This is a genomic window from Bradyrhizobium sp. 154, from assembly GCF_023073875.1.
Taxonomy (GTDB): Bacteria; Pseudomonadota; Alphaproteobacteria; order Rhizobiales; family Xanthobacteraceae; genus Bradyrhizobium.
In genome coordinates this window covers 171,876-193,185 of record NZ_JADPKG010000030.1, presented here as the reverse complement: position 1 = coordinate 193,185, position 21,310 = coordinate 171,876, and the positions used below count along the sequence as shown (strand labels likewise).

Here is a 21,310-nt window from a genome sequence, read left to right as displayed (position 1 = left end):
GCCCCCCTCCGGGTCGTTTTGTGTTTGGGGCTAGACTCGTGCCGCGCGCTCCCGCCTCTCCCGCTTGCGGGAGAGGGGGCGCACCGCCGTCGTGGTACGCAGCTCGCTCGTCACGAGGCGTGACGCTGCGTAACGTCTGACACATCCATCCCGAACAGCCCTCGTGACCTCATGCACGAGTGGCTCCATGCTCGAACTTCTCTTCGCCGTCCTTGCCGGAATCCTGACTATCGCCGCGCCGTGCACGCTGCCGATGCTGCCGATCCTGCTCGGCGCCTCGATCGGGCGCGCGGGGCACTTGCGCCCCGCCATGATCGCGCTCGGCTTCGTCATGTCGTTCTCGGCCACCGCGCTGCTGCTCGGAGCAATCACGCGGCTGTTCGATTTCGATCCGAACGTGTTGCGTGAGGCCGCGTCCATCCTGCTGCTCGGCTTCGGCCTGTTGATGCTGTGGCCGACGCCGTTCGAATGGCTGTCGATCCGGCTCAATGGCTGGCTCGATCTCGGCAGCTCTAGCGCCATCCAGCGCGAGGGCGCACTGGGTGGGCTCGTGCTCGGCACCACGCCCGGCCTGGTCTGGACGCCCTGCGCCGGTCCGGTGCTCGGCTCGATCCTGACGCTGGTTGCGACCTCCAAGAATCTGACCTGGGCCGGCACGCTGCTGGTCGCCTACGCCATCGGCGCGGCGATCCCGATGCTGGCCATCGCCTATGGCGGCCAGGCCGCCAGCACGCGGGTGCGCAGCCTCGCCCGCATCTCGCCGCGGCTGCAGCAGGGCTTTGGCATCGTTGTGACGCCTTCGCGGTTGCGGCCTATTTTCAATACGACACGCTGATCGTGGCGTGGCTTACCGGCTTCTATCCCACCGGCCAGATCGGCCTGTGATCATCGCGCATCTCAACCGGAGGACTCGTTCATGACTTTCAAACTGCTCGCTGTGGCCACCGCCCTGATCAGCATGACCATATCAGGCGCCGTCATCCCCGGCATCTGCGACGAGGCCGCACGCGCTGCGCCCGTCGTCACCGCGGCCGCGAGCCAGCAGACCGCGCCCGACTTCACCGGCATCAACACCTGGTTCAACTCGAAACCGCTGAGCATGGCCGAGCTGCGCGGCAAGGTCGTGCTGGTCGACTTCTGGACCTATGGCTGCGTCAACTGCGTCAACACGCTGCCGCACGTCACCGACCTCTACGCCAAGTACAAGGACAAAGGCCTTATCGTTGTCGGCGTGCACACGCCGGAATTCCCGTTCGAGCGTTCCGCCTCCAACGTGCAGGCTGCGCTGAAACGCCACGGCATCACCTATCCGGTGGCGCAGGACAACGATTCCAAGACCTGGAACGCCTACCGCAACCGATATTGGCCGGCGCAGTACATCATCGACCAGACCGGCAAGATCGTGTTCCAGCACGAAGGCGAAGGCAGCTACGACCAGACGGTGGCGCGGCTCCTGAACGTGAACAGCTGCCGCGCCGGCATCGCCCCGCCGGCTTCATCTGTCGTCCTTGTTGCTTGACTCCACGGAGCCGTCCGTGGAGTTTCGCAGCCCCGGAATCAGCCGCCCGCGATGGACGCGACCACCAGCACCGACATCCGCCTTCGTGAAGGCTCCTCGATCGCGCAGCGGCTGATCATGGCCGGCTCTGCGGCCGCGGTTGCGCTGTGCTTCACGCCGGGCCTGTTCACGCACGACGCACTGGAAGTGACCATCTCGGTGGCCGCTCTCCTCCTGGGCGCGGCATTCGTCTGCGGGATTATGCTGGCGCCGGCGGTGGTGTGGATCATCACACCGAACGAGATCCTGATCGGGCAACAGCGTCCTTTCGGAAAGCTCCGCACGCGGGTCGTCCCGAAGGACGACATCAGGGAATTGCAGGTTCCCGGCAGTAAGAGGGCGAAAGCCCGCTTCCAGCTGGCCTTCACGCTGGCCTCCGGGGAACGCCTAACGTCCCCACCGATCTCCGACGTCACGCATGTGCGCGATACCGTGGCCCAGATCGCCGCGCAATTCGGCGTTCCCAACGTCGAGGCACCTAGCAATCCACTCGATGCCAGCAATCCCGAGATGCATCTCGGCGAACCCCTCGAGCCGTTTTCCGCGCGCGACATCCGCATCGTGGCGTTGATCGCTGTCGCACTGTGCGCCGTTCCCTACGCCTACAAACTCTGGCGCGGACTGCCGCCCGGACCGATCGACATCATGCTGCTGCCGGTTGGCGCGATCGCCGCGTTCGCCGTGCACAGATACGCCAATCTCGTGACCGGCGCTTTCTGGATCATCCGGCAACGGGATATTCGCGTCGAACGCCTGTGGGGCGACGGCACGCCGCGCGCCGACCATATCGAGGGCGGCGACGTGAAGGCGATCACGGTCGAGCGCCGCGGCCGATCCGAGGACGAGCACTGCATCGTCGTGATCCGGTTGCACTCCGGGCGGCGCTTCCGCAGCCCCCGCATCGGCTCGCGGCTCGAGGCCCGCGCCGTGGGCGCCGAGATCGTCCGGCGGCTGGGGATCGCGGCGGAGAATAACCGGATTTAGCTCTCACCCTGCTTGCGACAGAGCGGTCGCATCTGGAGAGGAGCTGACAAATCGCCTGCGGCCATCCTTCCAGACGCCCGCCTCCGGCGGGCGCTCAGGATGAGGAACGGAGTCCGCGGCAGCAATTTGAGTGATGCCGCGATGCCTCTTAGCCTCATCCTGAAGAGGCGCGTGAGCGCCGTCTCGACGGACGAGGCGCGCGCTTAGGCCGCCGGGAAGTCCTATGCGATCCCCTTCTCCACACGCGGGGAAAGCGAGTGCGCCGACCTGCCGCGACAATATATGCTTTTCGCGCCATCCCCTGTTTGTGGCATTGCGCCGCCCGTCAAAAAACCAAAGCATTCTCGTGACATACTAGGGCGGCGCGCCATCAACTTGCCATGAACCTGCCCCTCAGGTTTGATGGTTCTGAAATGATTTGCGCTGTGGCAGCGGGGAGAGCTTTTACATGACGGATTTTCGTCGCCTGACCGGGATGTTTGTGGCTGCGATGGGCCTGATCCTGTCGGCTCCCCACGTCTTCGCGCAGCAGCCTGATCGCGGCGACGAGCCGGGCTTGATCGCCGATGACGGCTACCAGCTCGACCAGGAATGGCAGAAGCAGGTGGTCTACTTCCGCACCACCGAGGCGCCCGGTACCATCATCATCTCGACGGCCGAGCGGCACCTTTATCTGGTGCAGCCCGGCGGGCGCGCGATCCGCTACGGCATCGGCGTCGGCCGCGACGGTTTCCAGTGGCAGGGGCTGGTGAACATCACCAACAAGAAGGAATGGCCGGACTGGACGCCGCCGCCCGAGATGATCCAGCGCCAGCCCTATCTGCCGCGTTTCATGGCCGGCGGCCCTGGCAACCCGCTCGGCGCCCGCGCCATGTATCTGGGCACCACGGTCTACCGCATCCACGGCACCAACCGTCCGGATACGATCGGCACCAAGGTGTCCTCGGGTTGCTTCCGCCTGGTCAACAATGACGTCGCCGATCTCTACGATCGCGTCCCGGTCGGGACCAAGGTTGTCATCCGGCAGAAGCCTGAGCTCTGATCTTCCTCGCCTTAGCGAATATTCCTTTTCCCGATTTTTCGAGAGAGCAACATGATGCGCACTTTTCGAGGCGGCCTGCTGATCGGGCTCGCGGTCGCCGTGCTGGTCGCCGTTCTGGCCATCATCTATGAATTCTACGACACCCGCACCCTGAAGCGGACCGTGCGCCGTGGCGAGGTGCTGTGCGGCGTCAACAAGGGCCTGCCGGGCTTCTCGATCCCGGACGACAAGGGCAATTGGACCGGCTTCGACGTCGATTTCTGCCGCGCGGTGGCCGCGGCGATCTTCAACGATCCGGGCAAGGCGAAGTTCGTCGCGCTCGATGCCAGCGAGCGCTTCAAGGAATTGCAGAGCCGGAAGGTGGACATCCTCTCCCGCAACTCGACCTGGAGCATGGCGCGCGAGCTCGACTACGACCTCTATTTCCCGGCCGTGGCCTATTATGACGGCGCAGGTTTCATGCTGCCGCGCTCGCGCAACAAGGAGACGTCGCTCGACCTGACCGGCAGCAAGGTCTGCGTCCAGTCCGGCACCACCACGGCACTCAATGTCGTCGATTACTTCCGTGCCAACAACATGAAGTATGACGAGGTGAAGTTCGACAAGCTCGACGACGTGGTGAAAGCCTACGACACCGGTAAGTGCGATACGCTGAGCGCCGACGTCTCCCAGCTCTATGCGCTCAGGCTGAACCTCTCAAAACCCGGCGACCACATGATCCTGCCGGACATGATCTCCAAGGAGCCGCTCGCCCCGGTCGTGCGCCAGCGCGACGACGACTGGATGATGATCGTGAAGTGGACGCTCTATGCGATGATCAACGCCGAGGAGTTGGGGGTGACCTCGGAGAACATCGACGAAGCCCTGAAGTCGAAGAAGCCGGAAGTGATGCGCCTCGTCGGCACCGAGGGCAATTACGGCGAGCAGCTCGGCCTCACCAAGGACTGGGCCGCCCGCATCATCCGCCATGTCGGCAATTACGGCGAGATGTACGACCGCAACATCGGCGAGAAGTCCAGGCTGAAGATCCCGCGCGGCATGAACCAGCTGTGGAATGCCGGTGGTGTGCAGTATGCACCGCCAATGAGGTAGGAGATCCCTCCGCCGTCATTACGAGCGAAGCGAAGCAATCCAGAATCTTTCCACGGACGCAGTCTGGATTGCTTCGTCGCAAGGGCTCCTCGCAATGACGAGCTTGGGGCAAGCGCTGTCACATTCTCAACTGTCGTCACCCGGCTTAGACCGGGCGATCCAGTATTACGAGATGTCAATCGTATCCGGAAAACCGCGGCGTACTGGATCGCCCGCCTTCGCGGGCGATGACACCGAGGGTGACGTGACGGTGCGCCTAATATCCCCGCGCCCGTGCCAGTTGCTCAGTGTGGTAATTGGCGTCGCCGAACAGTTCCTCGCAGACCCGTGCGCGCTTCATGAAGAAGCCGATGTCGAACTGGTCGGTCATGCCCATGCCGCCGTGCATCTGCACGCCTTCGTGCACCGCGCGCGTCGAGGTGGTGCCGGCGCGGGCCTTGGCGACCGCCACGGCTGAGGCTGCTTTGGCGACATCGGCATCCAGCGCCTGAAGCGCCTTCATGACGGCGGCGCGGGTGATCTCGATGTCGATGTAGAGTTCGGCGGCGCGGTGCTGGAGCGCCTGGAATTCGCCGATCAGCTTGCCGAATTGCTTGCGGCTCTTCAGGTACTCGACGGTGCGATTGAACACCTCTTCGCTCAATCCCACCATTTCGGAGGCGACGGCGCCCCGGCCGATATCGAGCACGCTGTCGAGCAGGCCGGCGGCCTGATCGACCTCGCCGAGCACGCTGTCGGCATTGACCTCGACATTGGCGAATTCGACCCGCGCCGCATTGTGCGCATCGACCATGACGGTGCGTTCGACCGCGATCCCTTTCGCCTTGGAGTCGACCAGGAATAGCGTCAGGCCTTCACGCTCGCCGGCAGCACCCGCGGTGCGCGCGGCGACGATGAGGAGGTCGGCGACGTGCCCGTCGACGACCAGTGCCTTGGCGCCGGAGAGCTTGAAGCCGTTACCGGCGCGCACGGCCCGGAGGCTGGTCTGGAGCGGACGATGCTTTGCGCCTTCGTCGATGGCGAGCGCCGCAAGCAGAGAGCCGCTCGCGATTTTCGGCAAATATTCCGATTTCTGCGCGGCATTGCCGCCGCGATTGAGGGCCGAGGCCGCGACCACGCCGGTGGCGAGGAAGGGGGAAGGCATCAAGGTGCGGCCGATCTCCTCCATGACGACACCGGCCTCGACATAGCCGAGGCCAGAGCCGCCGAACTCTTCGGGGACCAGCAGGCCGGCAAACCCCATCTCGGCGAAGGAATGCCAAAGCTCCTTGGAGAAGCCGGTGGGATCCTTGCTGTCGCGCAAATGGCGCAGGTGCGACACCGGTGCCTTGTCGCTGATCAGCCCGCGCGCGGAGTCGCGGAGCATCGATTGTTCTTCGGTGAGGACGAGGGCCATGTGTCTAAGTCTCTAGTATCGCGCGGAATGAATTGTTGCTGTCATTCCGGGGCGATGCGCAGCATCGAACCCGGAATCTCGAGGTTCCGGGTTCGGTCCTGCGGACCGCCCCGGAACGACGGGACGTTACGCCCCCGGCAGATCCAGGATGCGCTTGGCGACGATGCCGAGCATGACCTCGGACGTGCCGCCCTCGATCGAGTTGGCCTTGGTGCGCAGCCAGGCGCGCGGGCGGGCGCCCTGCTTCGAGCGTTCGCTCTCCCATTCCAGCGCATCGACGCCGCCGGCCGACATCAGGATCTCGTAGCGCCGCTTGTTGAGCTCGGTGCCGTAATATTTCATCGCGGACGAGAACGCCGGATGCGCTTGGCCCGCCTTGGCGAGATCGACCGCGCGCTCGGCACAGGCGGCAAGCGCGGCTTCGTCGACGTCGAAGCGCGCGATCTGGCCACGCAGCATGGCATCATCGAGCCGCCCCAGCGCATCGGTGCCGACGGTGTCAGCCGCGATCTGGCCGAGTGGACGGCCGACGCCGCGCTCGCCCATGCCCGAGATCATCGCGCGCTCGTGCTGGAGCAGATACTTTGCGACATCCCAGCCGCGGTTGATCTGGCCGACCACGTGCGACTTCGGCACGCGGACGTTGTCAAAGAAGGTCTCGCAGAACGGCGAATAGCCGGAGATCAGGAGGATCGGCTTTGTGGAGACACCCTTCGAGGTCATGTCGAACAGGATGAAGCTGATGCCGTCGTGCTTCTTCGCGGTCGGATCGGTGCGGACCAAGCAGAAGATCCAGTCGGCGTAGTTGGCGTAGGACGTCCAGATCTTCTGACCGTTGATGATGAAGTCGTCGCCGTCGCTCTCGGCGCGGGTCTGGAGCGAGGCGAGATCGGAGCCGGCGTTCGGCTCGGAGTAACCCTGGCACCAGCGGATCTCGCCCGCGGCGATCTTCGGCAGATGCTCCTTCTTCTGGGCGTCGTTGCCGTATTTCAGCAGTGCCGGCCCGAGCATCCAGATGCCGAAGCTCGACAGCGGCGGGCGCGCGCCCATTTTTGCCATTTCGGCGCGCAGCACCTTGTGTTCGGCAGCACTCAAGCCGCCGCCGCCATACTCCTTCGGCCAGTCCGGCACTGTCCAGCCCTTGTCGCGCATGCGCTCGAACCAGACGCGCTGCGGCTCGGACGAGAATTTTGCGTTGCGCCCGCCCCAGAACACGTCGGCATCCGACGTCGCCGGCTTGCGCATCTCCGGCGGGCAATTGGCTTCAAGCCAGGCGCGCGTCTTGTTGCGGAATTGTTCGAGATCGGCGCTCTCAGTGTCGCTGGTCCTAGATTCAGCCATTGGTCGTTTCCATCAATCAAAATCGACTTGTTGGACGCGACTCTGGGCCATCGCACCGTGGAATTCAACCACTTCCGTGCCGCGCGCGCCGCGCTGCCTTCGGCTATAATCCGGGGCATGTCGGCTTGAAAACAAAGAGGAAACGAGGATGCGCCTGAAACTTCTTTCGCCTGGCGAAATGAACGAAAGCCAGCGCCAGACCTATGACGAATCCATTGCCGGCAAGCGCGGCAAGCCGCCGGCGCCGATGATGGCCTGGCTGAGCAGCCCCGAGATGGCGCGGCACGCCACGCGGCTTGGCGAGGTGCTCCGTTTCGACACCATATTTCCGGCAAGGCTTTCGGAGATCGCGATCCTGGTGACGGCACGGCACTGGACTGCGCATTACGAATGGTATGCGCATAAGCGCCTCGCGCTTGCCGGCGGCATGGATCCAAAAATCATCGAGGCGATCCGCGACCGCCGCACGCCTGAGTTCGACGATCCCCAGGGAAAGATGATCTACGACGTCGCGAAGTCGCTGCACGAAGGGCATGGCGTCGAGAAGGGTCTCTACGATGAGGCGGTCAAACTGCTCAGTGAACGCGGCGTCGTCGAGGTGATCGGGCTGTGCGGCTATTACACCATGGTGTCGATGACGCTGAACACGTTCGAATTCGGGTTGCCCGAGGGCGAAGTGTCGGAGCTGAGCTAGAGCGAGTGACCTTGGGCACGATCGCCGGACTTTGTTCACCTCTCCCCAGCGGGGAGAGGTCACCTCCGCCTGGGGCTGATACCGACACCATCAATTTCATCCCCGATTGGCTTCCCGTTTGGAAACAATGGGTTTCGGGATCGGCCCGTAGCGCGATCCCAAGGCAGGCCTTATGTGCATAGTGTGAACGGAGCACCAGCATGTCGCAAAGCCCAGCCATCGCCGCCGGCACCAGGATCGGCCACGTCCATCTCAAGGTCGCTGATCTCGATCGTGCGCTCGGCTTCTATTGCGGCGTGCTCGGCTTCGAGCTGATGCAGCGGATGGGCTCCGGCGCGGCCTTCATTTCGGCCGGCGGCTATCATCATCACATCGGCCTCAATACCTGGGAAAGCAAGGGTGGCTCGCCGCCGCCGCCAGGCACGACCGGGCTCTATCACACCGCGATTCTCTATCCGACGCGGCCGGCGCTGGCGGACGCGCTGCACCGGGTGCTGTCGGCGAGCATTGCGCTCGATGGCGCCAGCGACCATGGCGTCAGCGAAGCGCTTTACTTGCGCGACCCCGACCAGAATGGCGTCGAGCTCTATTGGGACAAGCCGAGGGAGCGATGGCCGTTCGGGCCCGATGGGAAGCTGGCGATGTTTACGAAGCGGTTGGATGTGGAAGCGCTGTTGCAGCAGCGGGAGGCGTGAGCTCCGCTCTCCCCTCGTCATTGCGAGCCTACGGGTCCGCGCGCAGCGCGGCCCGATGACAGGCTCCGCGAAGCAATCCAGGCTGTCTCTGCGGAAACAGTCTGGATTGCTTCGTCGCAAGTGCTCCTCGCAATGACGGAATTTTTTGGAAACGCCGTCGCGTCTCTATGACTTGTTCGCGCGCCTTCCGCGCACCATGATCAGCGCGGCGGCGATCACTTCCAGCGCGATGCAGAGATAGAACGGCAGCGAGTAGCCGCCGGAGAGATCGCGGAGGAAGCCGACGACGCCGGGGCCGAACGCGTAGGTGACCTGGTTGATCGCAGTGTTGAGGCTGATCAGCACGCCGAACGAGGCGGACTCGAACTCCTGCTGCACGATCAGCGACGGCAGCGTGATGAGGTTGCCGACCGAGAAGCCGAACACCGCGCAGGCCGCGATCAGCACGTAATCATTGTGAAAATTGATGATGACGAGGAGCGCCGCCGCCTGGCTCAGGAACGAGAGCGCCGATGCCGGTCGCTGGTCGAGGCGGTCGATCACCAGAGAGAACAGCACACGGCCGATCACCGCCATCGCCGTCAGCACCGCGACCGCGACGGCGGCGCGCTCGCGGCCGATCACGGGATCGAGGAACGAGATCAGATGCACGATGAAGCCGACCTGGGCGAACAGCACCAATGCAAACGCAATCGTCACGGTGAGGAAGCCGACGTCACGCAAGGCCTGCGCGCGGATCTGCGCCGACGATTGCGGCTTCGGCTTCGCAGTCGCATGCCAGCCGTGATCGGGCGGCCGGCCGACGAGAATGAGGATCACCGGCAGGAGCAGCACCAGCATGGCGCCGGCCGCGGCGTACATCGCGCTGGCAAAGCCGACATGACCGATCAGCGCCACCAGTAGCGGCACGCCGACGATGCCGCCGAAACTGGCGCCGTTCAGCGCGAGACTGATCGCCATACCGCGCTTGTGGTCGAACCACAGGCTGATCGTGTTGGTGATCATGGCGAGACTGGTTCCGGCCCAGCCGAAGGCGAGCACGGCGTTGGCGAGATAGAGCTGCCAGGGCTCGCGCACCGCGCCGATCGCCACTGCCGCCGCCGCCATCGCCAGCGTGCCGGCGATCAGGCAGAGGCGCGCGCCATGCTTTTGGATGGCCTCGCCAACGAAGACGACCAGCAGCGCACCGAACAGATAGAAGAAGGTCGTGCCCGACGAGATCAGCGACGCCGACCAGCCATGCGCGCGCTGGAGCTCGGCGACATAGACGCTCTGGCCGTAGAAGCCGAGCCCCCAGCCGAAGGTCGCGAGCAGGAAACAGACCGCGACGATGCGCCAGCCTTCGTAGCGGAGAGAGGATTCGTTGATTGGAGCAGCGGGCCGGGGATTGTCGAGCATTTGCGCTTCTCCTTTGTTTCCCCCGCGAGCGCCTTGCTTCACGCCCGTCTCTTCATGACGAGCATCATGTAACGACACCAGCTCCGAAAATCACTTCGACCGCGATCGAAGCATCAACGCTGCTGACAGCCTCCTGCCAACCTATTGACCATGGTCCGGAAAGCCGCTGCGCAGGTTCCGGATCATGCGTCAAATCGCATCCGGGAGCTCGCCCATCGCAGCGTCCAGCCGCGCCTTGCGGCGGCGGGCCCAGGATACCAGGGAGAGCACGGCGAGACCCAGAACCACCGGCGGGAACACCACCATGTTCACCGCGGACCAGCCGTAATTGGCAAGCAGCTGGCCGGAGGAGAACGAGCCGATCGCCATCATGCCGAACACCAGGAAATCGTTGAAGGCCTGCACTTTGTTGCGCTCCTGCGGACGGTGCGTCTCCAGCACCAGCGCGGAGGCGCCGATGAAGGAGAAATTCCAGCCGACCCCGAGCACGATCAGCGTCGCCCAGAAATGCATTGCGCTGATTCCGGAAAGGCCGATGCCGGCGGAGCCGGCCTCCAGCAGCAGGCCGGCCGCAACGATCTTCGGGGCACCGAAGCGCGCGATCAGCGCACCCGTGAAGAAGCTTGGCCCGTACATGGCGACGATGTGCCATTGAATGCCGAAATTGGAATCGGAAACGCTGAGGCCGCACATCTTCATGGCGAGCGGCGCCGAGGTCATCACCAGGTTCATCATGGGATAGGAGATGACGCCGCACAAAGCGGCCGCGATGAAGCGCGGCTGGACCACGATGCTGAGGAGCGGCCGGCCGCCATGCAGATCGGCCGGCGCGGGCCTTGGCATGTCGACGCCGGCGAGGATGCCCATCGCGGCCAGCGCCACCGCGGCCTGCACCAGGAAGCTGAAGGCGAACAGGTAAGGCGGCCAGAGGTCCATGGTCCATTGCACGAGCTGCGGACCGAGCACGCCGGCGAAGACGCCGCCCGCCATCACCCAGGACACCGCCTTGGGACGATAGGCCGCGCTGGCGCCATCGGCGGCGGCGAAGCGGTAGGATTGCGCGACCGCGCCGTAGAGGCCGCCGAGGAAAGTCGCGACGCAGAACAGCGCGAAGGAGGCGTGCAGGATCGCAAACGAGCCGGTGAGGCCAGTGAGCGTGCCGAGGCCGGTGCCGATGACGAAGGCGGCGCGGCGGCCGAAGCGGCGCGAGATCGCGCCGGTCGGCAAGGTGCCGGCGGCGAGCCCCAGCACGTACATCGACAGCGGCACGGTCGCGAGCGACATGTCCGGCGCGAGCGTCGCGCCGACGATCGAGCCGGTGGCGAAGATCACCGCCGAGTTGGCGCCGGTCAGCGCCTGCGCGGCGGCAAGGCGCACCACATTGGCACGCACGCGCGCGTCGTCGGCGATTTCGGCGGTAGAGATCACGTCTAACATCGGCATTTCCGCCCCAAGGGCGCTCAAGAAGCTCTCATTGATCCCGGCACTATGGAGGGGCGCGAGAGGGCGGGCAACCGGCGCAAACGGGCGCGGGCCATGCCTCTGGCGCAATCGGACGGATGATAGCGAGCGGCGCCCTTGACGCCTTGCGCTCGATTGAATCCTATTCGCCGCGATCTTCCTGGAGTTTCGCTCATGACCGTCGACGACAGGCCTACGCTCAGCGCTCCCGACGATGATCCGTGGCTCTGGCTGGAAGAGATCGAAGGCAAGCAGGCACTCGATTTCGTCGAACGGCAGAATCAACTGACGCTCGCCGCGTTCGGTGGCCCAGCATTCGTGCGCGACCGCGACACGCTCGCCGCGATCTACGACCGGCCCGACAACATTCCCTATGTCAGCCGGCGCGGCAGCGATCTGCACAATCTCTGGAAAGACGCCACCAATCCGCGGGGCCTGTGGCGGCGGACGACGCTGGCGGAGTTTCGCAAAGCCAACCCAGCGTGGGAGACCATGCTCGACATCGACCAGCTCGCCGCAAGCGAAGGCGAGGACTGGCTGCTGAGCCAGATCGCCACGATGCCCGGAAGCTCGCGGGCGATTCTGAGCCTGTCGCGTGGCGGCAGCGATGCCGTCACGTTGCGGGAGTTCGACCTCGACACCAAGAGCTTCGTGGCCGGCGGGTTCACGCTGCCGGAAGCGAAGGGCGGCGTGGATTGGCTCGATGCCGACACACTGCTGCTGTCGAGCGCGCATGGCGAGGGCATGGCCACGAGCTCGGGATATGCGCGCACCGTTCGGCTGTGGCGGCGCAGCCAGCCTGTCGATCAGGCAGAGATCATTATCGAGACCACCGCCGATCACATGGTGATCTACGGCATGGCCGACGACACCGGCGCGGCGCCGCGCGCCTGGATCGTCGACCAGATCGACTTCTTCAATCACGCCATCTGGCTGCGCGATGCGGCCGGCGCGATGACGAAGTTCGACCTGCCGACCGGCATCTGGTTGCAGGCGCATGGCGACTGGTTCGCGATCAAGCTGCGCAAGGACTGGTCCATCGAAGGCCGAACCTATACCGCTGACACGGTGCTCGGCATGTCGCTGTCGGCGTTCCTCGCCGGTAGCCGCAATTTCTCGGTGCTGTTCGAGCCAGCGCCGCGGCGCGCGTTGCAAGGTCTGTTCTGGGCCGCGGGCAAGCTCATGCTGTCGATTCTCGACGAGCTGCGCCCGTGCTTCGAGATCTGCACGCCATCCGCTGCGGGCTGGAGCCGCGAGATGCTTGGCGGTCTGCCGCAGATCGGCGTCGTCGACATCTGGCCGCTCGATCGCCATCCGTCCGAAAGCAACGGCGATCTGCTCGCCAATGTGCAGGATCCACTCACGCCGCCGTCGCTGCTGTTGATCGAACGCGGCGTCGCCAGCCCGACCGTGCTCAAGCAGGCGCCGAAAACGTTCACCGCCGATGGTCTCGTGGTGACGCAGCACGAGGCCATTTCGATCGACGGCGAGCGAATTCCCTATGTCCAGACCGGCCCTGCCGGCGAGACCGGCGATGCACCGGTCTATATGAGCGCCTATGGCGGCTTCGCCCATTCGGTGAAGCCGTATTACAATGCCGCGCTCGGCAAGCTGTGGCTGGAGCGCGGCGGCACGATTGTGCAGGCGAATTTGCGCGGCGGCGGCGAGTTCGGCACGCGCTGGCACGATGCCGGGCGGCTCGCCGGCAAGAGGCTGTCGCATGACGATTTCGCGGCCGTCGCCGCCGATCTCGTCCGCCGCGGCGTGACGACGTCAAAGCGCATCGCCGCACAGGGTGGATCGAACGGCGGCATCCTCATCACCAACATGCTGGTGCGATACCCTGAGCGCTTCGGCGCGCTGTTCTGCACCATCCCCCTGATCGACATGCGCCGCTACACCAAGCTGCTTGCGGGCGCGAGCTGGATCGCGGAATATGGCGACCCGGACAAGCCGGAGGAATGGGACTGGCTGAAGACCTACTCGGCCTATCACAACGTCAAGGCCGCTCAGCCCTATCCGCCGATCCTGATCGCCACCACACGGCGCGACGACCGGGTGCATCCCGGCCACGCGCGCAAGATGGCTGCCAAGCTCCAGGCGATGGGCTACGAGGCCTGGTTCTACGAACCGGCAGCCGGCGGCCACGGCTACGGCAAGGACAACAAGGAGCGCGCCGGCTTCGAGGTGCTGGGCTATCGGTTCTTGAAGGAGAAGATCGGGTGGCGGGACGGCGAGGCCTGACGGCCTCGCGCTCAGTCCCGCGAAAACACCAGCGTGAGATTGTTCGCTGGCATTTCGATCGTATCGATCAGCCGGAGGCGAACGCCCTGCGCCAGCGCCTCGACATCGCCGATGTCGCGCACGCCCCATTCGGGATTGCCCTCGCGCAAGGACGTGTCGAAGACGGCGTTGCTGAGCGCGGTGTGCTTGCCGCCGCGCTTGAACGGGCCGTAGAGGAACAGCTTGCCGTCGGCGCGCAAATAGCGCCCGGCGCCGGCGAACAGGCCTTCGGCCACGCTCCATGGCGCGATGTGAATGACATTGGCGCAGAACAATGCGGCAAGGTTGGTCGGCCCCTGCCCGCTTTTCATCTCCGGACACCAGTCGGGGTCGGTGAGATCGATCCGTAAGGGCGGGCGGACGTTTTGCAGGCCTGAATGAACGCGCCAGGCCTCGATGCTCTTGAGATGGCGCTGGTTGAGGTCGCTCGGCCACCAGATCAGGCCGGGCGTATGACGGGCGAAATGGACCACGTGCTGCCCGGTTCCGCTGCCGAGCTCGACCACGTCACCGGTTGTGCCGGCGAGATGCTTTTCCAGCGCCGCCCAGATCGGCTCGTGGTTGCGATGGAAGGCCGGCGCATCGAGCCGCCCATCGGGCGCGACCCGTCCGCCATCCCCGCCAAATTCGACGACATATTCAGCCAAGTGAGGTCCCCTTGAAAACACGAGAACGCGATGAAAACAGGATGGGCGCGAAAACGCCCTCGAAACAGCCGGCCCGCGCCCATTGTCCTTATTGTTGGCCAGATCGGCCGAACCAATAATGTCTTTAATTGCAATGCGGAAGATATTAACTCCATTTTGCTCCGTGCATAGTCTCGATTGTCAGGCGATGTCCTTTATGCTCTGGAACGCCTTTATTTCAGCGATCGCGACCATCGCCATAACGCCTCGGAATGACGCCTTGCCTGCTTTGTCCCGGACGCCTGTCCTGTTCCTCCTGCTGGCCGTCGCTGCCGGCCTCGCCAGCCCGGCGCAGGCCCAATCCGCGGCAAACGAGGGCCGGAAGCTCGCCTTCGACCGCAGCAAGGGCAATTGCCTGACCTGCCACGTTATCCAGGGGGGCGACCTGCCGGGGACGATTGGGCCGGAACTGAAGGACATCAAGGCCAGATACCCTGACCGCAACGAGCTGGCCGCGATCATCTTCGACGAGACCAAACGCAATCCGCAGACCATGATGCCGCCGTTCGGCCGGAACCGGATTTTGACCGAACAGGAGATCAACGCGATCGTTGACTTCCTGCAAACGCTGTAAACGGCCGGTAGGCCAGGAGACCTCCGATGACCACGACCACAGGCCCTCATCCGACGCGGCGCCTGATCCTTCTGGGCGCTGCCTCGGTCGCGCTGATCGGGCTCGGCAACCTGCCGTTCGCGGCCCGCCCAGCGAGCGCCGCGGCGAACGATAAATATCCGGAAGAGGCCTTCAAGCAGAAGAGCGAGGCCGACGCGATCAAGGCGCTCTATGGCAGGACCGCCGAGCCCTCCGACAAGGTCAAGCTGGACGCGCCGGAGATCGCCGAGAATGGCGGCGTGGTGCCGGTCTCAGTGACGACGACGCTCGACAAGGTGACCTCGATCTCGTTCTTCGTGGCGGAGAACCCGTACGCTCTCGCCGCGTCCTACAGGATCGCCGACGGCACGATTCCGGGCGTTGCCAACCGGCTGAAGATGGCCAAGACCACCAAATTGGTCGCCATCGTCGAGGCTGACGGCAAGCTCTACAGCGCGACCAAGGAAGTGAAGGTCACCGTCGGCGGCTGCGGCGGCTAGGAGGATCGGTCCGATGGCATCAAGCATTCGCGTGCGCGCAACATCCAATGGCGACATCACCGAGGTGCAGACGCTGATTCAGCACCCCATGGACACCGGCCTGGTCAAGGATTCCAAGGGCGAGCTGATCCCGGCCCACTTCATCCAGGAGCTGAAGTTCGAATGTAACGGCAAGGACGTCTTTGTCGCCAATTGGGGCACGGCGGTCTCCAAGGACCCCTACGTCAAATTCAGCTTCAAGGGCGCCAAGAAGGGCGACGAGCTCAAGATCTCCTGGACCGACAACAAGGGTGCGTCGGATACGACCACCGCGAAGATCGCGTGATGAAGACCCGCTTCTCCCTCCTGCTTGGCTCGGTAGGCGCCGCACTCGTTGCGTGCGCCCTCACCTCGCCGCGCGTCGTCGCGGCCGACAAGGTCGATCCCGTTGCTGATGCGAAGGCGTTCCAGAATTTCTTCTTCCAGAAATTTCCGAACGTGAAGCGCGAGGATTTCGTCAACGGTCCTTATTCCATGAACGAGGACATGAAGCGGCAGTGGCAGGAGAAGGAAGAATTCCCGCCTTACGAGTTCGCGCTCGACGCCGGCAAGGAAATGTTTGCGACCCCGTTCAAGAACGGCAAGACTTACGCCGACTGCTTCCCGAACGGCGGCATCGGCATCCGCCAGAACTATCCTTACTTCGACACCAAGGAAGGCAAGGTCATCACGCTGGAGCTCGCGCTGAACCGCTGCCGCGAGGCCAATGGCGAGGCGCCCTATTCCTACGTCAAAGACGAGATGGCCTCGCTCACCGCCTACATGGCCTACACCTCGCGCGGCAAGCCGATGGACATCAAGATTCCCGATGATCCCCGTGCGCTCGAAGCGTTCGAGAACGGGAAGCGGTATTTCTACACCCGCCGCGGCCAGATGAACTTCTCCTGCGCGAGCTGCCACGTGCAGAGCCCGGGCGAGCGCATCCGCGCCGAGACTCTGGCGCCGGCGCTCGGCATTTTGAATGCGATGCCGATCTACCGCTCCGAATGGAGCGGCATGGGCACGACCAGCCGCCGCTTCGTCACCTGCAACAGCCAGACCCGCGCGGTTCCGCTGGAGCCGCAATCGGACGAATATCGCGACGTCGAATATTTCCTCTCCTACGTCGCCAACGGCCTGCCGATCTCGGGACCGGGAGCGCGGCCATGAAGCGGGCATGTCTCCTGGCCACATTGGTTGCGTTGACCATCGCGCTACCGTCGGCGCGCGCGGCAACGGAAGCGGACTACAAGGCGGCCTATGCCGCCGCCGAAGCCGCAGCCAAGGAGGCGGCCAGCCTGCGTCACCAATGGACCACGACCGTCTCGACGCTGACGGCGGCGAAGAAGGCGGCCGATGGCGGCGATTTCGACCGCGCATTTGCCGCAGCGAAAGAGGCCGAGGCGCTGGCGAAGGCGTCGATCTTCCAGGCTAATTCCGAAAAAGAGGCCTGGAAGGCGATGGAAATCCGCTAGACTGGGCTTGGCGCGCGAGAACATCGTGCTCCAGATCATTCTTTGAGCATGATCTTGTCGGAAAGCCGCACCAAACCTTGCGCTGACGCGGCCCTTCGGATCCGGATATGCTTGTAGAACAGTCGACAGCGTTGAGGGCGCGGAGAAGTTAAGATGGGCATCCGCCGCCGCGATTTCCTGAAGAGCGCGGGCCTAGCCGCCGCATCGCTCGGACTGCCGCGGCTCGCGCGCGGTGCCGACACCGCGAGCATCTATGACATCGAGCGTTTCGGCAATGCGCGCATCCTGCACATCACCGACACGCATGCGCAGCTCAATCCGGTCTATTTCCGCGAGCCCAGCATCAATATCGGCATCGGCGAGATGGCGGGACGACCGCCGCACCTGGTTGGCCGCGCCTTCCTGGAGCGGTTCGGCATCCGGTCCGACAGCGCGGATGCCTATGCCTTCACCTGCTTCGAATTCGAGAAATCTGCGGGCCGCTTCGGCAAGCTCGGCGGCTTTGCCCATCTGAAGACGCTGATCGACCGCTTGCGCGGCGACGTCGGCGCAAAACATTCGCTGCTCGTCGATGGCGGCGACCTCTGGCAGGGCACCGGGCTTGCCAACGTCATGCAGGGCCGCGACATGGTCGAGGTCGCGAATCTGCTCGACATCGAGGCGATGACCGGACATTGGGAATTCACCTATGGCGAGCAGGTGCTGCGCGACAATCTCGAGCGCTTCAAGGGCGAGTTTCTGGCACAGAACGTCTTCCTGACCGAAGAGGCCGCCTTCAACGACGCCCCCGCCTTCGACAAGGCCAGCGGGCGCGTGTTCAAACCGTCTGTCATCAAGGAGCTCGGCGGCCATCGTGTCGCAATTGTGGGCCAGGCGTTCCCTTACGTGCCGATCGCGCATCCCAAGCGGTTCACGCCGGACTGGACCTTTGGCATCCGCGAAGAGGAGTTGCAGAAGCATGTCGATGCTCTGCGCGCCACCGAGAAGGTCGATGCCGTCATCCTGCTGTCGCACAACGGTATGGACGTCGATCTCAAGCTCGCGAGCCGCGTCACCGGCATCGACGTCATCCTCGGCGGCCATACCCACGACGCCGTGCCGCAGCCGATTGCCGTGAAGAACGCTGGAGGAACCACGCTCGTCACCAATGCCGGCTCCAACGGAAAATTCCTGGCCGTGCTCGATCTCGCAATCGGCAAGGGCAAGGTCAGCGACATTCGTTATCATCTGCTGCCGGTTTTTTCCGAGCTGCTGAAGCCGGATCCGGGGATGGCCGAGCTGATCGGCCGGCTGCGCGCGCCGCATGTGAGCGACTGGTCGGAGAAGATCACAACGCCCGATCGCCTGCTCTACCGCCGGGGCAATTTTTCCGGTCCCGTCGACGAGTTGATCTGCACGGCGCTGCGCAGCGAGCTCGATGCCGAGATCGCGCTGTCGCCGGGCTTCCGCTGGGGCGTCACGGCGCTGTCGGGCCAGGCGCTGACCATGGAGGATCTGCTCGCGGAAACCGCGATCACCTATCCCGAGACCTATGTGCAGGAGATGACCGGCGCACAGATCAAGGACGTGCTGGAGGACATCTGCGACAACCTCTTCAACGCAGATCCCTATTACCAGCAGGGTGGCGACATGGTGCGCGCCGGCGGGTTCAGCTACACCTGCACGCCGGAGGCTGCGATCGGCGGCCGCATCTCCGAGCTGAAGCTCAACGGCGGCAAGGCGCTCGGCGCCAGCCACCGCTACAAGGTCGCAGGCTGGGCCTCGGTCAACCGCCAGCAAGGCGCGCCGGTGTGGGACGTCGTTGGCAAATATCTGCGCTCGGGCCGGATGTTTCAGGAGCGGCTCGGCTCCGGCGTCACGCTGAAAGGGGTCGAGGGCAATCCAGGCATTGCAGGACAAGGATGATGCGGTCGCAAATCTCATCCGCGATGCTGCTGGCATTGCTCGTCTGGGCAGCGATCCCGCCGGCTTTGGCGCAGCAGGTGCCGCTGCAGGACAAGCCGTTCGCCGAGCACAAGGTCGTGCTTCAGCTCTCCGACGGCGATGCGAAGAAACAGGCACTGGTGCTCAGCGTCACCAACAACCTGCTGAAGGCTTACGACCCTGACAAGATCGCGGTCGAAGTGGTGGCGTTCGGTCCCGGTATCGATCTGCTGCTGTCCGGCAGCGAGCGTCGCAAGCAGGTCGAGAGCCTGATCGCACAGGGCGTGCGCTTCGACATCTGCCTCAATACGGTGGACACGATCGAGCGCGAGACGGGCAAGCGGCCGGAGTTCATTCCCGCGGCGACGCCGGTGCAGGTGGGCGTCGGGCAGATCCTGTTCCTGGCGGAGAACGGCTACACGGTGGTGCGGCCGTAGGAGCTGTCCGAGCTTGTCGCACGTCCGCGCAACACAATCGGTGTCATTCCCCGCGAAGGCGGCCCCCTCATCCCGTTCAGCGCCTCTGGAATACTGGATCGCCCGCCTGCGCGGGCGATGACAGGGGTGGGTGGGGACGGCCACCCGCGCAATAAAGATCTTCTAAAATTCATTCTCTACACAGTGATTTGCTTCTCTCTGGGGCCCGTCCCGTAGTAGAATCCTAGAAATCACCACACGTCAGGTCCCGCCATGATCTTCCGCCAGCTCTTCGACAGTGTTTCGGGCACCTACAGCTATCTGCTTGCGAGCCGCCCAGGCGGCGAGGCGCTGATCCTCGATCCCGTGTTGGAGAAGGTCGACCGCTACTGCCAATTGCTGCGCGAGCTCGACCTCAAGCTGGTCAAGGCGATCGACACCCATCTGCATGCCGATCACGTCACCGGTCTCGGCGAGTTGCGCGACCGCACCCATTGCATGACTGTGATGGGCGATCAGACCAAGGCCGACGTGGTGGCGATGCGGGTCGCCGACGGCGACAAAGTGACGATCGAGGGCCTGTCGCTCGACGTGATGTACACGCCGGGCCACACCGACGATTCCTATTCGTATCTGATGGGCGACCGTGTCTTCACCGGCGATACGCTTCTGATCCGCGGCACCGGCCGCACCGATTTCCAGAACGGCTCATCGCGCGCGCAATACGATTCGATTTTCAACCGCCTGCTCAAGCTGCCGGACGAGACGATGGTGTTTCCGGCGCATGACTACAAGGGCGATACCGTCTCCACCATCGGCGAGGAGAAGCGCTACAATCCGCGGCTCCAGGTCCGCTCGGTCGACGAATATATCGAGCTGATGGCCAATCTGAAGCTGCCCAATCCGAAGATGATGGATGTGGCGGTCCCTGCCAACATGCATGTCGGCCTGCATCAGGAGGAGCTCGAGAAAGAGGGCCGCGCGCTCAGCGCCGCCGAGGCGATCCGCATCCTCGGCCGGCCCGACATCCTGCTGGTCGATCTGCGCGAGAGCAACGAGCGGATGAAGCACGGCATGCTCGAAGGCGCGCTGCACACGCCCTATCAATCTGTGGAGGAGAGCCTGAAGCCCGGCGGCATGCTGCGGGAGGTCGCAGCCGCTACCGGCCGCCGCGTCGTGTTCTTCTGCGCCTTCGGCGAACGCTCGGCGATGGCGGTGGCCGCCGCCAAGGAGGCGGGCCTCTCCAACAGCGCGCACATCGCCGGCGGTCTGGATGCCTGGAAGAAGGCAGGCGGGCCGGTGGTGCACTGAACGGCCGAGTGCCGTGCTTGAGATAGATCAGGAAGTTCCCATATGTCGGGCTAGGACGGATGCAGCATCACCATCCGGGAGCCGCCATGGCCAAGATCGGCAAGCCGAGCGAGCCGCCCAAGATCGCGGACAACAAGATCGCGGACGATAAGCAAGCGCAAGACAAGGCGAAAAAGCCCAAGCCTCCGCGCGAGATCGACCATGACGATTACGAAGACGGCGACATCGCCACCCCGAAGCGCGACCGCTACGGGCCGGACGACGAGCCGTTGTGAGGACGGTGCTCGCGGGTTGAGCGCACGCTGGCGCAACATCCTCCAAAGTCGTTCCGGCGAAGTGGAGGCAACCTCATGCCGCCGCCCGCGCTACCTGCCATGCGCCCGCGTTCATGGACAAATAACCGCTCTGCCCGATAGTTTGCGCCTCCTTTGGGACGCAAGACGGA

General features: G+C 64.2%; 21 protein-coding genes and 1 pseudogene. 17 read left to right on the top strand and 5 right to left on the bottom strand.

Annotation, left to right across the window (positions count from 1 at the left end; genetic code table 11):
* The first annotated feature begins 187 nt into the window (after positions 1-187).
* The 5 genes and pseudogenes from IVA92_RS06470 (at position 188) to IVA92_RS06450 (ending at position 4,676) form a co-directional block, all read left to right on the top strand.
* Positions 188-885, top strand: a pseudogene (locus IVA92_RS06470) (cytochrome c biogenesis CcdA family protein).
* A gap of 31 nt (positions 886-916) precedes the next feature.
* On the top strand, positions 917-1,519 hold the full coding sequence (locus IVA92_RS06465) for a thioredoxin family protein (RefSeq protein ID WP_247281895.1): 603 nt from the start codon (positions 917-919) through the stop codon (positions 1,517-1,519).
* 51 nt (positions 1,520-1,570) lie between these two features.
* Positions 1,571-2,542, top strand: coding sequence for a hypothetical protein (locus IVA92_RS06460; protein WP_247281896.1), 972 nt, complete (start codon positions 1,571-1,573; stop codon positions 2,540-2,542).
* A 448-nt stretch (positions 2,543-2,990) separates the two neighbouring features.
* A complete protein-coding gene (locus IVA92_RS06455; protein WP_247281897.1) occupies positions 2,991-3,584 on the top strand; it encodes a L,D-transpeptidase in 594 nt (197 codons plus the stop codon).
* A 54-nt stretch (positions 3,585-3,638) separates the two neighbouring features.
* Positions 3,639-4,676 carry an amino acid ABC transporter substrate-binding protein gene (locus IVA92_RS06450; protein WP_247282050.1) on the top strand — a complete coding sequence of 346 codons (1,038 nt, stop codon included), beginning with the start codon at positions 3,639-3,641 and terminating at the stop codon, positions 4,674-4,676.
* 256 nt (positions 4,677-4,932) lie between these two features.
* Here IVA92_RS06450 and IVA92_RS06445 read toward each other — a convergent pair whose 3' ends face one another.
* Positions 4,933-6,072, bottom strand: a complete 1,140-nt coding sequence (locus tag IVA92_RS06445) for an acyl-CoA dehydrogenase family protein (RefSeq protein WP_247281898.1) — start codon at positions 6,070-6,072, stop codon at positions 4,933-4,935.
* 126 nt (positions 6,073-6,198) lie between these two features.
* Positions 6,199-7,413 carry an acyl-CoA dehydrogenase family protein gene (locus IVA92_RS06440; RefSeq protein ID WP_247281899.1) on the bottom strand — a complete coding sequence of 405 codons (1,215 nt, stop codon included), beginning with the start codon at positions 7,411-7,413 and terminating at the stop codon, positions 6,199-6,201.
* Positions 7,414-7,561: 148 nt separating this feature from the next.
* On the opposite strand from IVA92_RS06440, the gene IVA92_RS06435 reads away from it, so the two are divergent.
* Complete coding sequence (locus IVA92_RS06435) at positions 7,562-8,107, top strand: carboxymuconolactone decarboxylase family protein (RefSeq protein ID WP_247281900.1); 546 nt, start codon at positions 7,562-7,564, stop codon at positions 8,105-8,107.
* Between the two features lie 200 nt (positions 8,108-8,307).
* The gene (locus IVA92_RS06430; RefSeq protein WP_247281901.1) at positions 8,308-8,802 is read left to right on the top strand and encodes a VOC family protein; all 495 of its coding nucleotides are present in this window, start codon (positions 8,308-8,310) and stop codon (positions 8,800-8,802) included.
* A 165-nt stretch (positions 8,803-8,967) separates the two neighbouring features.
* Here IVA92_RS06430 and IVA92_RS06425 read toward each other — a convergent pair whose 3' ends face one another.
* Entirely contained in the window at positions 8,968-10,200 is a 1,233-nt protein-coding gene (locus IVA92_RS06425) for an MFS transporter (RefSeq protein ID WP_247281902.1), read from the bottom strand.
* A gap of 189 nt (positions 10,201-10,389) precedes the next feature.
* Positions 10,390-11,637 carry an MFS transporter gene (locus IVA92_RS06420; RefSeq protein ID WP_247281903.1) on the bottom strand — a complete coding sequence of 416 codons (1,248 nt, stop codon included), beginning with the start codon at positions 11,635-11,637 and terminating at the stop codon, positions 10,390-10,392.
* 198 nt (positions 11,638-11,835) lie between these two features.
* Here IVA92_RS06420 and IVA92_RS06415 point away from each other — a divergent pair, with 198 nt between their 5' ends.
* Positions 11,836-13,905, top strand: coding sequence for a prolyl oligopeptidase family serine peptidase (locus IVA92_RS06415; protein ID WP_247281904.1), 2,070 nt, complete (start codon positions 11,836-11,838; stop codon positions 13,903-13,905).
* 11 nt (positions 13,906-13,916) lie between these two features.
* Here the strand turns inward: IVA92_RS06415 and IVA92_RS06410 are convergent, their stop codons facing one another.
* Complete coding sequence (locus tag IVA92_RS06410; RefSeq protein WP_247281905.1) at positions 13,917-14,591, bottom strand: DUF938 domain-containing protein; 675 nt, start codon at positions 14,589-14,591, stop codon at positions 13,917-13,919.
* A gap of 259 nt (positions 14,592-14,850) precedes the next feature.
* Between IVA92_RS06410 and soxX the strand changes: the two genes are divergently transcribed.
* From soxX to IVA92_RS06365, 9 genes are all read left to right on the top strand, one after another.
* Positions 14,851-15,204 carry a sulfur oxidation c-type cytochrome SoxX gene (gene soxX, locus IVA92_RS06405; protein ID WP_247282051.1) on the top strand — a complete coding sequence of 118 codons (354 nt, stop codon included), beginning with the start codon at positions 14,851-14,853 and terminating at the stop codon, positions 15,202-15,204.
* A gap of 26 nt (positions 15,205-15,230) precedes the next feature.
* Positions 15,231-15,722 carry a thiosulfate oxidation carrier protein SoxY gene (soxY, locus tag IVA92_RS06400; protein ID WP_247281906.1) on the top strand — a complete coding sequence of 164 codons (492 nt, stop codon included), beginning with the start codon at positions 15,231-15,233 and terminating at the stop codon, positions 15,720-15,722.
* Between the two features lie 13 nt (positions 15,723-15,735).
* Positions 15,736-16,047 carry a thiosulfate oxidation carrier complex protein SoxZ gene (gene soxZ / locus IVA92_RS06395; RefSeq protein WP_247281907.1) on the top strand — a complete coding sequence of 104 codons (312 nt, stop codon included), beginning with the start codon at positions 15,736-15,738 and terminating at the stop codon, positions 16,045-16,047.
* Positions 16,047-16,910, top strand: a complete 864-nt coding sequence (gene soxA / locus IVA92_RS06390; protein WP_247282052.1) for a sulfur oxidation c-type cytochrome SoxA — start codon at positions 16,047-16,049, stop codon at positions 16,908-16,910. Before soxZ ends, soxA begins: the two co-directional genes overlap by 1 nt.
* The gene (locus IVA92_RS06385) at positions 16,907-17,215 is read left to right on the top strand and encodes a hypothetical protein (RefSeq protein WP_247281908.1); all 309 of its coding nucleotides are present in this window, start codon (positions 16,907-16,909) and stop codon (positions 17,213-17,215) included. Before soxA ends, IVA92_RS06385 begins: the two co-directional genes overlap by 4 nt.
* Positions 17,216-17,368: 153 nt before the next feature.
* Entirely contained in the window at positions 17,369-19,120 is a 1,752-nt protein-coding gene (soxB, locus tag IVA92_RS06380; RefSeq protein ID WP_247281909.1) for a thiosulfohydrolase SoxB, read from the top strand.
* Entirely contained in the window at positions 19,117-19,575 is a 459-nt protein-coding gene (locus tag IVA92_RS06375; RefSeq protein WP_247281910.1) for a hypothetical protein, read from the top strand. The genes soxB and IVA92_RS06375 overlap by 4 nt, the downstream gene beginning before the upstream one ends.
* A gap of 252 nt (positions 19,576-19,827) precedes the next feature.
* On the top strand, positions 19,828-20,865 hold the full coding sequence (locus IVA92_RS06370) for an MBL fold metallo-hydrolase (RefSeq protein WP_247281911.1): 1,038 nt from the start codon (positions 19,828-19,830) through the stop codon (positions 20,863-20,865).
* An 86-nt stretch (positions 20,866-20,951) separates the two neighbouring features.
* Positions 20,952-21,140 (top strand): hypothetical protein, encoded by a 189-nt coding sequence (locus IVA92_RS06365; protein ID WP_247281912.1) that lies wholly within the window; start codon positions 20,952-20,954, stop codon positions 21,138-21,140.
* Positions 21,141-21,310 lie beyond the last annotated feature (170 nt).

What these genes read in the sequence shown, in the direction of transcription:
- IVA92_RS06460 (WP_247281896.1), top strand. Translation starts at nt 1,571, where the DNA reads ATGGACGCGACCACCAGCACCGACATCCGCCTTCGTGAAGGCTCCTCG.
- IVA92_RS06445 (WP_247281898.1), bottom strand. Translation starts at nt 6,072, where the DNA reads ATGGCCCTCGTCCTCACCGAAGAACAATCGATGCTCCGCGACTCCGCG.
- IVA92_RS06430 (WP_247281901.1), top strand. Translation starts at nt 8,308, where the DNA reads ATGTCGCAAAGCCCAGCCATCGCCGCCGGCACCAGGATCGGCCACGTC.
- IVA92_RS06435 (WP_247281900.1), top strand. Translation starts at nt 7,562, where the DNA reads ATGCGCCTGAAACTTCTTTCGCCTGGCGAAATGAACGAAAGCCAGCGC.
- soxB (WP_247281909.1), top strand. Translation starts at nt 17,369, where the DNA reads ATGGGCATCCGCCGCCGCGATTTCCTGAAGAGCGCGGGCCTAGCCGCC.
- IVA92_RS06440 (WP_247281899.1), bottom strand. Translation starts at nt 7,413, where the DNA reads ATGGCTGAATCTAGGACCAGCGACACTGAGAGCGCCGATCTCGAACAA.
- IVA92_RS06365 (WP_247281912.1), top strand. Translation starts at nt 20,952, where the DNA reads ATGGCCAAGATCGGCAAGCCGAGCGAGCCGCCCAAGATCGCGGACAAC.
- IVA92_RS06465 (WP_247281895.1), top strand. Translation starts at nt 917, where the DNA reads ATGACTTTCAAACTGCTCGCTGTGGCCACCGCCCTGATCAGCATGACC.
- IVA92_RS06370 (WP_247281911.1), top strand. Translation starts at nt 19,828, where the DNA reads ATGATCTTCCGCCAGCTCTTCGACAGTGTTTCGGGCACCTACAGCTAT.
- IVA92_RS06415 (WP_247281904.1), top strand. Translation starts at nt 11,836, where the DNA reads ATGACCGTCGACGACAGGCCTACGCTCAGCGCTCCCGACGATGATCCG.
- soxZ (WP_247281907.1), top strand. Translation starts at nt 15,736, where the DNA reads ATGGCATCAAGCATTCGCGTGCGCGCAACATCCAATGGCGACATCACC.
- IVA92_RS06420 (WP_247281903.1), bottom strand. Translation starts at nt 11,637, where the DNA reads ATGTTAGACGTGATCTCTACCGCCGAAATCGCCGACGACGCGCGCGTG.
- IVA92_RS06385 (WP_247281908.1), top strand. Translation starts at nt 16,907, where the DNA reads ATGAAGCGGGCATGTCTCCTGGCCACATTGGTTGCGTTGACCATCGCG.
- IVA92_RS06425 (WP_247281902.1), bottom strand. Translation starts at nt 10,200, where the DNA reads ATGCTCGACAATCCCCGGCCCGCTGCTCCAATCAACGAATCCTCTCTC.
- IVA92_RS06450 (WP_247282050.1), top strand. Translation starts at nt 3,639, where the DNA reads ATGCGCACTTTTCGAGGCGGCCTGCTGATCGGGCTCGCGGTCGCCGTG.
- soxA (WP_247282052.1), top strand. Translation starts at nt 16,047, where the DNA reads ATGAAGACCCGCTTCTCCCTCCTGCTTGGCTCGGTAGGCGCCGCACTC.
- soxY (WP_247281906.1), top strand. Translation starts at nt 15,231, where the DNA reads ATGACCACGACCACAGGCCCTCATCCGACGCGGCGCCTGATCCTTCTG.
- IVA92_RS06375 (WP_247281910.1), top strand. Translation starts at nt 19,117, where the DNA reads ATGATGCGGTCGCAAATCTCATCCGCGATGCTGCTGGCATTGCTCGTC.
- IVA92_RS06455 (WP_247281897.1), top strand. Translation starts at nt 2,991, where the DNA reads ATGACGGATTTTCGTCGCCTGACCGGGATGTTTGTGGCTGCGATGGGC.